This is a genomic window from Lactobacillus sp. C449L (assembly GCF_059900815.1).
The window spans coordinates 52,207-64,053 of sequence record NZ_JBWXGA010000003.1 but is presented as its reverse complement, the minus strand read 5'-3'; the positions used below and the strand labels follow the sequence as shown (position 1 = coordinate 64,053).

The 11,847-nt window shown below is 37.4% G+C and carries 14 protein-coding genes; 1 reads left to right on the top strand and 13 read right to left on the bottom strand.

Translation table 11 applies throughout. The features are described 5' to 3' along the window. Positions 1-69: 69 nt before the first annotated feature. A complete protein-coding gene (locus AC2JF9_RS05990; protein WP_500725952.1) occupies positions 70-441 on the top strand; it encodes an aggregation-promoting factor C-terminal-like domain-containing protein in 372 nt (123 codons plus the stop codon). Between the two features lie 138 nt (positions 442-579). Here AC2JF9_RS05990 and AC2JF9_RS05985 read toward each other — a convergent pair whose 3' ends face one another. The 13 genes from AC2JF9_RS05985 to AC2JF9_RS05925 all read right to left on the bottom strand — a co-directional run bounded on the left by AC2JF9_RS05985 (position 580) and on the right by AC2JF9_RS05925 (position 11,825). After that, positions 580-846, bottom strand: a complete 267-nt coding sequence (locus AC2JF9_RS05985; protein ID WP_500725950.1) for a hypothetical protein — start codon at positions 844-846, stop codon at positions 580-582. 111 nt (positions 847-957) lie between these two features. Beyond that, positions 958-1,773, bottom strand: a complete 816-nt coding sequence (locus tag AC2JF9_RS05980) for an alpha/beta hydrolase (RefSeq protein ID WP_500725948.1) — start codon at positions 1,771-1,773, stop codon at positions 958-960. Then, on the bottom strand, positions 1,770-2,531 hold the full coding sequence (locus tag AC2JF9_RS05975; RefSeq protein ID WP_500725946.1) for a YibE/F family protein: 762 nt from the start codon (positions 2,529-2,531) through the stop codon (positions 1,770-1,772). Before AC2JF9_RS05975 ends, AC2JF9_RS05980 begins: the two co-directional genes overlap by 4 nt. Further along, positions 2,528-3,643, bottom strand: a complete 1,116-nt coding sequence (locus tag AC2JF9_RS05970; protein WP_500725944.1) for a YibE/F family protein — start codon at positions 3,641-3,643, stop codon at positions 2,528-2,530. Before AC2JF9_RS05970 ends, AC2JF9_RS05975 begins: the two co-directional genes overlap by 4 nt. A 128-nt stretch (positions 3,644-3,771) precedes the next feature. Beyond that, positions 3,772-4,572: a transcriptional regulator gene (locus tag AC2JF9_RS05965; protein ID WP_500725942.1), complete on the bottom strand. Its 801-nt coding sequence runs from the start codon at positions 4,570-4,572 to the stop codon at positions 3,772-3,774. A 24-nt stretch (positions 4,573-4,596) separates the two neighbouring features. Further along, the gene (locus tag AC2JF9_RS05960) at positions 4,597-5,682 is read right to left on the bottom strand and encodes a D-alanine--D-alanine ligase family protein (RefSeq protein WP_500725940.1); all 1,086 of its coding nucleotides are present in this window, start codon (positions 5,680-5,682) and stop codon (positions 4,597-4,599) included. Between the two features lie 173 nt (positions 5,683-5,855). Further along, positions 5,856-6,893, bottom strand: a complete 1,038-nt coding sequence (locus tag AC2JF9_RS05955) for a helveticin J family class III bacteriocin (protein WP_500725938.1) — start codon at positions 6,891-6,893, stop codon at positions 5,856-5,858. An 84-nt stretch (positions 6,894-6,977) separates the two neighbouring features. Then, the gene (locus AC2JF9_RS05950) at positions 6,978-7,451 is read right to left on the bottom strand and encodes a nucleoside 2-deoxyribosyltransferase (RefSeq protein ID WP_500725936.1); all 474 of its coding nucleotides are present in this window, start codon (positions 7,449-7,451) and stop codon (positions 6,978-6,980) included. A gap of 106 nt (positions 7,452-7,557) precedes the next feature. Next, positions 7,558-8,388 (bottom strand): hypothetical protein, encoded by an 831-nt coding sequence (locus AC2JF9_RS05945; protein ID WP_500725934.1) that lies wholly within the window; start codon positions 8,386-8,388, stop codon positions 7,558-7,560. Between the two features lie 11 nt (positions 8,389-8,399). Continuing rightward, entirely contained in the window at positions 8,400-9,083 is a 684-nt protein-coding gene (locus AC2JF9_RS05940) for a TetR/AcrR family transcriptional regulator (protein ID WP_500725932.1), read from the bottom strand. A 137-nt stretch (positions 9,084-9,220) separates the two neighbouring features. After that, positions 9,221-10,201 carry a ribose-phosphate diphosphokinase gene (locus AC2JF9_RS05935; protein WP_500725930.1) on the bottom strand — a complete coding sequence of 327 codons (981 nt, stop codon included), beginning with the start codon at positions 10,199-10,201 and terminating at the stop codon, positions 9,221-9,223. Between the two features lie 122 nt (positions 10,202-10,323). Then, on the bottom strand, positions 10,324-10,980 hold the full coding sequence (locus tag AC2JF9_RS05930) for an alpha/beta fold hydrolase (protein WP_500725928.1): 657 nt from the start codon (positions 10,978-10,980) through the stop codon (positions 10,324-10,326). Further along, a complete protein-coding gene (locus AC2JF9_RS05925; RefSeq protein ID WP_500725926.1) occupies positions 10,977-11,825 on the bottom strand; it encodes a glycosyltransferase family A protein in 849 nt (282 codons plus the stop codon). The genes AC2JF9_RS05930 and AC2JF9_RS05925 overlap by 4 nt, the downstream gene beginning before the upstream one ends. Positions 11,826-11,847: the final 22 nt, after the last annotated feature.

Genomic DNA, 11,847 nt, shown 5'->3' with positions numbered 1-11,847 from the left:
TCTGTAACAGCAATGAAATATTGATTGTGTAGTATAGCCTTAGTAATAAAAGACAAAAATTAATGGGGAATGAATAAATTGAATAAAAGCAAAAGTAAGAATTTTATAGGTAAATTAGTCGCGGCGCTTGCGCTTTCTTTTGGTTTTACACTAATTACTCAAACTACTAACAGTCAATCAACTACCCACACTGTTCAAGCTGCAAAAACTCTATCAAAAGCAGAACGTGCTGCCAAGAACTGGATTGCAATGAAAGAATCTGGTGGCAACTACAATGCTAGAAACGGTGTTTGTTATGGCAAATATCAGCTAAACATTAATTACTTGCGCGGTGATTACTCCAAGAGTAACCAAGAAAAAGTTGCCGACAACTATGTATACGGTCGTTACGGCTCATGGGTTAACGCCAAGAACTTCTGGTTATCACACCACTGGTATTAAAAATTACTATTCTAATTCTTTTCCATAATTAACAAAACAGGTTAGCAAAATAGCTAGCCTGTTTTTGGCTGCTGTTAATTTTTCACATAATAAAAAGCCACATTTCTTTTAAAAATGTGGCTTTTCTAACCAAATTATTTATGCCCTGTGTCTTAACAAATGAGCTTTAGCAGGTTCGATTTTTAACCAATTGACCAAAAATGCAAAACCAAAAAACATTACCGCAACAATTGCAACGGAAATCATTATCCCATTGCTGCTGTTAAGTGAAATCGTCTGTTCGTCTTCTAACAAATGACTTGACTCATTAACTTGATTGCACAATCCAAAGAATAACATGATTAGACTGCTCAAAGTTAGTAAGCCATTAATTGCTGTTAAAACCTTTATTTTTGTTAGCTTCAAAAAATCATGTCCTTTCTTTCGGTATAAATACATGACATTATATACCCCTAGAAAGTAAATGCAACAGTTTTGCTTAAAACACTGAATATGTCCGCTGAAAAATTAGGTTAATTACCATTCACTAGCAAGCCATTCTTGAGCCAATTTAAACCAATGTGCGGCATGCGGATTTTCTTGCCATTCCCTGCCCTTGACTATCATATCTTTTCTAGCTAATGAAAAACCGTGACCACCAATATTAAAAATATGTACCTCGCACGGAACTCCTTTTTCATTAAGGGCAGCAACATACTCCAAAGTATTTGAAACGAGCACAACAGGGTCATCCCAAGCATGAAAGATAAATGTTGCTGGCGTTTTTTCGGTCACACCGAGAGCACTGTTTTTAACAAACTGGTCGTCTGGAACCATGTCTTCTTCATCTTCTGGCACATCAAAACCAATTTTATTTAAATTAATTAAAGGATAGCCCAGAATCGTTTTGTTTGGTAAAACTTCTTTGCTGTCAAAGGCAAAATCTTTTTGATACTTAGGTGAATTCGCCATGCTGTTGGCAAAACTGGCAACATGACCACCAGCCGAAAAACCAATTGTCACTATTTTTTCGGGATCTATCTGGTATTCGTCAGCGTGATCACGAAAGTACTTAACTACTTTTAAAACATCCAAACCAGCATCAGGATAGATTTCACCCTCATCTTGAACAAGATTATATTCCATTACCACACTATTGAAACCGCAGTTATTAAAAGCAAGTGCCACTGGTTCACCTTCACGTAAAGATAAATGGTCAAAGCTACCGCCAGGAATTACAATTGCTAATGGATGCCTAGGCGTAATCAAATCACCGATTGAAGCTAATGCATAAATATGAACTTTAAACTTGCGACCATTAAAGTTAGTTAATGTTAAATCTTTTACCTTCATTTTTTCACCTCACGTTTTGTCATACTTTTTGTTAGAAAAGCAGTTGATAATGGTACCGTTAATAATACACCAATCAGCGAATACACAATAATTAGTGCTTCGTTAACAAACAGCTTTTCATTCACAATCTCGCCAAAAGTATAATTTAGCCTAATATACCATAAAAATAACGAAAGAAAGCTACCAAACATACCAAATAAAATGGTATTCATTGCTGTTCCTAAAACATCGGTACCAATTTTTGCGCCACTGTCGAGTAAGTCTTGATGAGTAATTTCCGGATTGTGCTTTTTTATTTCAAGTAAACCCGAACTCATTGCCACCGCTGCTTCAGCAACTGCACCTAATGTTGAAAAGATTGCCACTGCTACTGCAATAAGTGGGTAACTTAAGCCCGGCATTTGAGAAAGGCCCACCAGTATTTCACCCGCCTCTGGCCCAAGCCCTGCGGCCTGAGCTAACCATTCAAATCCTAAAATCAAAACCGCTACTATTAAGCAAATAACTAAAGACGAGTAAAACGAGTTTTTAGCTACTTGATAATCATGTGTCCCTAGAAAAATAATTGTTACCAATTTTAGCGGAATGAAGATTAAGATTAAAAGTGGAATATTAATCCCCCATGAAATTAATATTGCCAGTAAAATCAATAAAAGTGTATTAATTAACACACTAAAGAAACTGCGAATTCCAGTTTCACCGCCAACAACTGTCATTAAAACTGCTAAAACGATGATTAATGCCATTAGGGTGCTCAACTTTTAGGCCTCGCTTTCCACTTCTGACCTTCTAAAAACAATAGACTACAGCCAGTCGCAAAAACAACTGTTAAAACAATGCCAATAGCAGAAATTACACTCTGGGTTACTCCTAGTGATAAAGTAAACCCAAAGGTCGATCTCAAGGTATTGTTATCACGTAAATAAATAATAGTTAGTGGTAAAGCTTCTGACATAAAAATCAACACTAAAACGTTAATTAGTGGTCCCATAATTTCTTGCCCCATTGTCCGTCCGCTTTCGATTAACTGTTTGGCACTTAAGTCTTTTTTAGTTTGGACTAACTCGTACAAGCTAGAAATAATATCAGTTGCTTCATCCATAACTGCACCCAATATTCCTAACAAAGTTTGGGCCAAGAAGATACCTCTAGGATCCTGGGTAGCATAATCACCGGTTTCATACTTAATTTCCGATTCACCAGTCAAGCGCATAATAATATAGCAAAGAGCAAATGAAACAAAAACGCCAAGCAGGGTTGCCGCCCAGGTTACCAACATTTTTTTATTGAAGCCTTGCACTATTAGCAAGCTAAAAAATGAAAAGACAATATCTGCCAAACCAAATAACAAAACGATGTATGAACCGTTGAGTTTAATGTCGGTCATAATAACAAGATAGAATAGTACCCAGCTAAGAGCCATTGAGGCAATCAGCCTAATTGCATCTTTACCGGAAACTGCAATCATTAAAGTTGTCATCACCGTCAGTGCTAAAACTAATACCCAGTCTCTTTTGGGAGTTTGAATTGCGGGATCATTGTGTTTAATATTTACAAAAATTCGTTGTCTCGCTCGAAACTTCTGTGTAATCAGCTGCGACGGATAATAATAATTGACTGTTTTAAAGGTCCGCCCTTTATATTCACCTGACAAAACTTTTAGATGTAAAACTTGCTTTCTAGTTTCGTCCTTGTTGTCATAAACGTCCTTACTTTTTTCCACCAAAGTATCCTTGATTGCGGAATCTGTGATAACAGCCACATCATGTTTAGAATAAATGTCGGTCGCAAAATACGTGCAAGTAGTTAAAATCAATCCGATAATAAACGCAATTATTGCAAGTAAGTAGCGTCCTTTAATTTTACTCAATTTAATCATTCCTAATCTATATTTGTTTACTTTACTCCAAAAAGGTTACTAATAGCTATAAAATTTGCCTAAGTTTAGAATATTTTGTATTAACAAAAACGACTTTATTGCAAAAGTCGTTTTTATTTTTACATATCTAAAAATCGCTGCCACCAGTGCGTTTTTTCTGGTTCCAGCTGCATGTCCGTTAGTGTACGGTGAACATTAGCAGTCGCGTTTTTGGTGGCGTTCTCCTTGGCCTTGGTCAAAATTTCGTCATGGACTTGATCACGTGACTTCTTCTCATCATTTACAACCTGGGCCCGCTTTTCGGCAGCAGTAAGTGGCTTTTCAACTGAAAAGTCAGCCGAAATATCATCTATTTCCGGCAAATCAACAATTTCGTCGCCATCATCTGTAACAATACCTGAAATATCGGGCAGACTGGCAAAATTGTCCTTGCCTTTAGTGTTTTCTATTTTGCTTTGTTTTTCTAGTAATTCCTTATTTTGCTTTTCAATTCGATTAAGTTGCTTTTGCAATTTTTCCAAAGCAGAATTTTGCTGCCCAATAGTCTGTTGCAAAGCATTAAGTAGCTTCATCATTTGCGGAGCACTCATTACCTCTTGCTTTTCATCCTTATCGGCTGCGTCAGCTCCTGATTGAACTTTGCTTGTTTGCGCACTGACGGCAAAAATTTGTTGGGCAGCCTCTTGTAAGGTTAAACCATTTTCATGGGATAATTTGTGAAAATCCTTGAGATCCTGAATATCCTTTTGACTATATAAACGGGCTTTTTGCCTAGTTCTGGCATAATAATTAGGCTTACCCGTCACTTTTTCAATAATCAGCGAATACTTACGCAAAGTTGCAACACTAATTTGCAGCTCCTTGGCAGTTGCAGCCGGGGCGATTAATTCTTCAAAATTATGCTTATCTTCTTCAGTCATTAAATTACTCCCAACACAACCTAATTAACCAATTTTGTGTAACAAAGTTTTCTTATGTTCATAGCGCTCTTGTGCCTTTTCAATTAAGCGCGTAATTAAATCTGAATAAGAAATTCCTACCTCTTCAAACAGTTTCGGATACATACTGATATTAGTAAACCCTGGCAAAGCATTAACTTCCGTTAAAATAATTTGATGATCACTTGCACGTAGGGTTGAATCTATCCGCGCCATGCCACTACATTCAGTTACTTGATATACTTTCAAAGCATTTGATCTGACTTTTTCAACAATCCCACTTGGTAAGTCAGCCGGAATCTGTAAAGTGGTCGTTGAATCATCATCGTATTTGTTTTCGTAGCTATAAAAAGTGCCCTTAGCATTAATAATCTGACCAACTCCAGAGACAAGTGGCTCATCGTTACCTAATACCGCAGTTTCAACTTCAGTGCCTGAAATTGTTTCTTCAATTAAAACCTTATCATCATATCTAAAAGCATCAGCTAGAGCATCATTAAATTCTTGTTCATTGGTAACATGATGCACACCAACTGATGAGCCCTGATTAGATGGCTTAACAAACAAATCGCTACCCAGCTTTTGACTAACTTTTGCGTAATTGCGCTTGTCATTATTTTCATTATTATATTCAAAACGTTTGATTGAAATCCAGTTAGCAACCGGAACACCAACTTGTTGGGCCAAAATTTTGGTAAATTCTTTGTCCATCGTTACGGCAGCAGATAGGACATCATCCCCAACAAATGGTTTGTCTAAAATTCTAAATAGCCCCTGTAGACAGCCATCTTCGCCCAAATTGCCGTGAACAATCGGGAAAAAAACATCGGTTTCAGGTAAATTGGCCAGTTCACTCAGATTCGAAATATTAGCAACTTTATGTGGGTTCTCAACTGTATGTTTAGGATTATCAAGCACTTTTAATGACTCTGCTTCACTAGCTAAGTAACCATCGTTAGTAATCCATATGGGATGGACATCAAACTTGTCTTTATCAATAGCATTATAAACATTGTGGCCTGACATAATAGATACTTCATATTCAGATGAATTGCCACCAAAAATCAGACCAACTTGAGTTTTTTTAGTCATTATTTTCTTACCTCTTAATCATGTTTCTAGTCTTTAATTATACGGCATTAAATGGCGTATAAATGCGAAATTAGCCGAATTTTAGAAATATTTTTTATTGTAACATTAAAATTTTAAAAATATACGGCCTTGTATAATTTTGTGCAAGCTTGTTTAATAGCAATTTGTTTTTATTAATTCGTTTCCCAACTAATTTTATATAACTTATTAATTTTAGTCGGATGTTTAAGCGGATGGGCAAGACAAAAAGACTGATGATAAGCGACGGTTAGATATACTTTATTATGGCCAACAACTTGAATGCCCTCAATTTCTGTATAATAACCCGTGATTTCAAGGGCAGCTACATTAGTTAAGTCAACTAGTTCCCAGTTAGCAGGGTTCATTTCTCCCCACGGAATTTTAACAATTTTACGGTCTAAACCAGTGATATCTCCTACAGGTTGACTGGAAACATAAATAACAAGTTTGTCCTGATCATTACTGATGCCAAAACCCTGAAGAGAACCAATTTGTCCTTTATAACCGGATAAGTTTGGAATCATAAATGCAGCAACGCACTGAACATCAGCAATATCAACATTTGTATTCTCAGATGCCGCACAGTCTAAAGCAGCATTAATTTCGTCAAGATAGTAAAGTGCAAAGTAGCCATTGTATTGATTATCACCATATGCAATTAAAAAGTACTGATAATCAGGCGAAACCGCTGCTTCAACTCGCGCAAGTTGGTCATCTGCACAGCTTACACCAAAAGATCCACCCGCATGGTTCAAATTAGATAAACACGGCGACATGGCTGCATGGTTCGTAATTTCAGTAAAACGCGGAATAGTCACGCGAGCTATCTGCTTTGACCAACTAGACCAGTTTGGATTTATATCGTTAGGCTTAGTACCAATGAACCATTGTTTGGGTCTACCTGCATATTCAAATGTCTGCGTATGCCCAGCTGCACTACCTGTTAAGCTTAAAATCGGCTGTGCTTTATCGAATAAAACATTTTTACCACTTGGTCCACAGTAAACAAAAGTATCGCCTGCAACATGTTGCAAGGCATAAGTACACTCTTGATCAACGTACGTTTTTTGAACAACAACTTGCCGCAGATCCCTATCTCTAGGACCAGTTACCCCATCCCAATCGTCTAAATTACTCTGTAAACTAATTCGTACCTTTTTTTGACGCGGAATATCATGATTGATTGGCATTGACTATACCCTCTTTGCAAAAAGATATTTCATAATAAAAGCTCCAAAATAACTGTAAGTCTTTTGGAGCTTAATTAATGTGTTTTAAAGATATTTGGCAACTGCTTCCAATAAATCATCTTCACTATTAACAATCGTGCCGTTGAGCTTAATCAAGCCTGTTGTATAAAGATTAACATAGTGGAATTGATTTTCAGCAATTTGGCTCAATGCTTGCAGTTTTTGTTGGTTGTCACTGCCTTGCTGGCGCGTGTCAGTATACAAGCCAATAATTGGAACTTCGCTTGCATAGGCTACACCAATTTCACTGGCCACACCATTGTCAATACTGATGCCATCAAGAATAGCTACCATTAAGTCACTTTCGAGCAACTTTTCAGTATCGGCTTGAGCAATCATTTTTGAATCAGCATAAGCCTGCTTATTATTAATTGCCCCATTTTCTTGAGGTAAATACAAATCTATCGAACTATCTAATTCCCGAACTTTAGCTGCAAGTTGAGCATTATAGTTAATTTCGGCTTGCGAAAACAGTGCATTAGCAAAATAAATTTTCATAATTGACTCCCAAAATAGATAATATTCGCCGGTTTACTTAAACAAGATACTAGGGCTTTTAAATCGACGAAATAAAAATACCTTTTAACAAAAATATTTGTATGACTTAATTATTTGACGAGGTAAACTCCCAAGGAATAGCTGAGAAAATGTATAGAATAACGCCTACAATTACAAAATCTAAGAATATACTGCTTCCAATCTCAAGTACGTAACCTAAAACGGCTATACCTTCAACATCGAAAATAATCGGTAAAAGAGCTAAAATTCCCGAAATAAGAATCAGCCAAAAGCCTGACCACATTCCAGATGCAGTAATATCATGTATCAGCAATCGCAGTTCCATTATTGCTTTCATTTCGCTAATTAAGGACCGCAAGCTAACAACGGCCATTACCACCAAAATAACATTGACCACTAATAGTACAAAAGCAACGTTGCCACCAACAGTTATGGTGTTTAAGCTGAAAGCATCTTCAACGTCATAAGGGGCATTATTTCCCTGCTGCTTTAGTTTTTCACGCACTAGTTGCGCATCACTAGAAGAATCCTGATTGATATTGGCATTGATGTCGTGCAAAATCTGATTAGCTAGATTCATATTACTGAATTTAATCCAAGGAGAGCCTAAAGTATAGTCAATAATATGTTCAGCAATCGGTTGAGTCTGCTTAGCTGTCAAAAGATTAGAATTGCCATTTCGATTTGCACCCAGCATCTGAGCTAGTGTATCAAAATGTCTATTGACTTGTCTTACAACAACCGCCTCATTATTATCAGTTCTAATCTGACCCTTCATGAAAAAGGGATTTAGAAAAGTAACTGTGACCATAACTAAGGACACAGTCAGAAAAATAATAAAGGACAACACCCTCTTGTATTGATGGTGCTGTTCTTGAGTTACCCTGCGCTGATTTGCTCGCGCGCCATTTGCCATATTTTTCCTTCCTAACAGACGATTTCCTTATCTTCATCAAACATAGTATCAATTGCATGATGTACCGTCTTAATGTCAGCCGAGGCAATTATCTTATGACCATCAGCAAGCGCATGATCAACTTGTTCCGGAGTACAGTGTAAAAAGCTATACATCAAAGAACTGGTAGCATAATCGGCAAGCTGTTCGGCAGATAAATTAAACCTTTTACTGTCATGGTATAAACGACCGACCCCAGTCACAACAAAAGCAATTCCGTATTCAACTTCATTAAGGTCAAAAGCGTCTTCATCAAAAATCTGGTTTTCCTTTACCCAGCTGTTAAGCATCTTACTCCAATTATCAAGAGTTTCATTACTGCTAAAGACCTCGGAAATAATCCGTTTAAGTCCTTTATCATAAATTCCCAGCATCGCAACTGTGTAGATGAATGCCTTAGTTCGAGCACAAATATTCTTTTCTTGAGCATGGTTTAGTTTCCTAACCTGCTCATCTAAAGTATTGAGTATATTGCGGACCACATCATCAATTAATTTTGCTTTATGCGGATAATATGATTGCAGCAATGATTTCGAAATTCCAGACTTTTCCGCAATCATCTGAAAGGACACGTTATCCATTCCGTTTTCCCTAATTAGGTGAAAAGTGTTACTTAATATGATACGTCTTCTTTTAAAATTCTTCCGTCGTGCCATAATGGTCTCTCCGTTCTATACATTTTGTTAATATTATACCAATGATATAGAATAAATAAACAAAAAGAAACCAAAATGATGCGAGTCTTAACATGACAGTGCTCTGCCACTTTAGTAACAAAGCATTAATTGTTAACTTATTTCAAGTCACTTTCACTCAACAAATGCATGGAACGATCATTATAAGCATAATTTATCCCTCTAGCCAAAAGCAAATCAACTGAGATACGAACCATTCGATCAGGATAATGACTGTGCTTGATTGTGTCAGTAACTACAATCTGTTCGATTGGTAGTTCGTTGAGTACTTCAGTTGCATTTTGCGATAAAAGTGCATGCGTTGAAGCAACGTAGACTTTCTTGGCCCCAGCTGCCAAAACAGACTTAGTTGAAGAAGAAATTCGCGAACCAGTATCAATTAAATCATCAACAATAATACACTTCTTGTCCTTAACATTGCCAATAATATCATGAACATCAGTGTCATAGCGCGTACGACGCTGATCAACAATTGCAATCGGCGCATCGAAAAATTGTCCAAAGTTACGAGCCAGTTTTGCACCGGAGTGATCCGGTGAAACCACTACAATATCATCCTCTTCTTTTGTGGCAATTCCATTGTCCAAGAAATATTGTGCCAATAGCGGCATTGCATGCAAATGATCCACCGGTACATTATAAAAGCCTTGAATTTGCGCAGCGTGTAAGTCCAAAACGATTAAGTGGTCCATCCCGGTAATTTGGAGCAAATTGGCTACTAGCTTACCCGTGATTGGTTCACGCGAACGCGTTTTTGTGTCCGAACGAGAATAAGCCAAGTAAGGAACAACCACGTTAATTCTATGCGCAGAAGCACGGCGCAACGCGTCTAACACAATTTCTAGCTCCATAAAGTTCTCATTTACAGGATCTTGAATTGATTGGATAACGAAAACGTCACATCCTCTAACACTTTCACCGATATTAACCTGAATTTCACCATCACTGAAATGCTGCACAGCAGTCTCAATCAACGGCTTTTTCAAAATAGTGGCAATCTTTTCGTTTAATGCGGGATTTCCACTTAATCCAATCAACTTCATTGGGTGTAATATCTGCAGAAGTTCTTCCTTATTCATAGCTACCTCTTTTTTTAAATACTATCTTTGCAACTTCTATTATAACTAAAAAACCAGCAAGTTCCTAGAAAAGCACCAAAATCAACCAAATGGTTAAAATTACAGCTTTCACACAGGCAACTTTATTTAAAGAATTCTTCCATTAAGTTAAGCAGTTTAAAACTCTTAACAGCGTAACTTTCATGTTTTTGCCGTGGCATAATTAAAAGCTGACCTTGCGGAATAATCTGACTGTACCACCGAACATGTTCAACCTTTACCCAGTCTTTTTCCCCAACAACACAATAAGTTGGTATACTAATTGCTTTCAAACTGTCAACAGACATGAAACTCTCGGTCAGTTCCACGCGGCTGTCGCGATTACGTTGGAGAAATCGCATTACACCTTCAGTTAGATAGTGATATGGCTTGATACCATTGCCATTAACAAAAACGCCCGCTACCATTAATTTTTTAAATGCGTCTTGATCTTGACTTGCAAGCATCATTGCCACTAAACCACCAGCATCAAAGCCAAAACAATAGCAGCCTCTAATATCAATCTGCTTAATAAACGCAGCAACATCATCAACTTCAGTTTGATAGTGTTGCGCAGCTTCACCTTGACTAAGTCCATGGCCTCGCATATCGAGAACATAAACAGTGTAATAAAGTCCAAGTGGGGCAATTATTTGATCAAACATTCCACCATCATAATGGTGACCATGTAGGAGTAGCAGCGGTTCGCCTTTACCTAGCTTACTATAGTAAAGTTCATTGCCATTAACCCGTTCTCTCATTGCTGATCCCTCTCACTAGCTTCAATTAGTTTTTGCTTGGAACCTGCTCTTTGCTTCTGGTGTTCCTGCCAAATACTGCGTGCCATTGACTTAATAATGATGTAGTTAGCCTTAAAATTGTCAGGAATCATCTTCAAGTTAAAATTATGCACCATACTGTCTTTTCTTTGCCAGTAATGGTATAACGGCGTACTTTCACAATAAAAGCCTTCAGTTAATGCCATATATTTAACATTAAAAATTTGATCTTCCATGAACGCTAAATTTTCCATGAAACGCAGATGATTGCGTTTAACAACTGAAAGCTTATAGCCCTTATTCCAAGTATAGCCTTTGACTGGTGTAGCCAAAAAATGGTTATCAAACAATGAACCAAGTGGATTACTTATAAGCTGGTAACTACGCAGTTTGCCTTTCATGCCTTGGATAACCTTCTTGGTCACCGGAACTGATCCCGCTTTATTTTCATAATCCAGCCAAAAGCCACATGAAACTAGCGCAGCATCAGGATGATCATGAAAAGCACGGACAAAAAAGGCCGTGTAACCAGGGTCTACCCAGTCATCACCATCATGAAAAGTAAAATACGGTGTGTCAACATTGTCAATTCCAACGTTACGAGCATCTGACAAACCACCATTTTGTTTATTAATAATCTGGAAAAACTTAAATTTACTACGGTAGCTTTCCGCAATTTTCTTAGTATTATCCGTTGAACCGTCATTGACGATTAACAATTTAAAATTCGGGTCATCTTGTTTTGCCAAGTGCTCTAGTGCTCGCGACAAGTACTTTTCAACATTGTAAACCGGCATAATAACAGTTAATTCAGGTTGCTGAGTCATAGCACCCCTCCCTCATTGTTTT

Excerpts from the sequence above, each read along its gene's own strand:
- AC2JF9_RS05925 (WP_500725926.1), bottom strand. The coding sequence starts at position 11,825 with ATGACTCAGCAACCTGAATTAACTGTTATTATGCCGGTTTACAATGTT.
- AC2JF9_RS05960 (WP_500725940.1), bottom strand. The coding sequence starts at position 5,682 with ATGACTAAAAAAACTCAAGTTGGTCTGATTTTTGGTGGCAATTCATCT.
- AC2JF9_RS05950 (WP_500725936.1), bottom strand. The coding sequence starts at position 7,451 with ATGAAAATTTATTTTGCTAATGCACTGTTTTCGCAAGCCGAAATTAAC.
- AC2JF9_RS05940 (WP_500725932.1), bottom strand. The coding sequence starts at position 9,083 with ATGGCACGACGGAAGAATTTTAAAAGAAGACGTATCATATTAAGTAAC.
- AC2JF9_RS05955 (WP_500725938.1), bottom strand. The coding sequence starts at position 6,893 with ATGCCAATCAATCATGATATTCCGCGTCAAAAAAAGGTACGAATTAGT.
- AC2JF9_RS05965 (WP_500725942.1), bottom strand. The coding sequence starts at position 4,572 with ATGACTGAAGAAGATAAGCATAATTTTGAAGAATTAATCGCCCCGGCT.
- AC2JF9_RS05990 (WP_500725952.1), top strand. The coding sequence starts at position 70 with ATGAATAAATTGAATAAAAGCAAAAGTAAGAATTTTATAGGTAAATTA.
- AC2JF9_RS05935 (WP_500725930.1), bottom strand. The coding sequence starts at position 10,201 with ATGAATAAGGAAGAACTTCTGCAGATATTACACCCAATGAAGTTGATT.
- AC2JF9_RS05930 (WP_500725928.1), bottom strand. The coding sequence starts at position 10,980 with ATGAGAGAACGGGTTAATGGCAATGAACTTTACTATAGTAAGCTAGGT.
- AC2JF9_RS05945 (WP_500725934.1), bottom strand. The coding sequence starts at position 8,388 with ATGGCAAATGGCGCGCGAGCAAATCAGCGCAGGGTAACTCAAGAACAG.
- AC2JF9_RS05980 (WP_500725948.1), bottom strand. The coding sequence starts at position 1,773 with ATGAAGGTAAAAGATTTAACATTAACTAACTTTAATGGTCGCAAGTTT.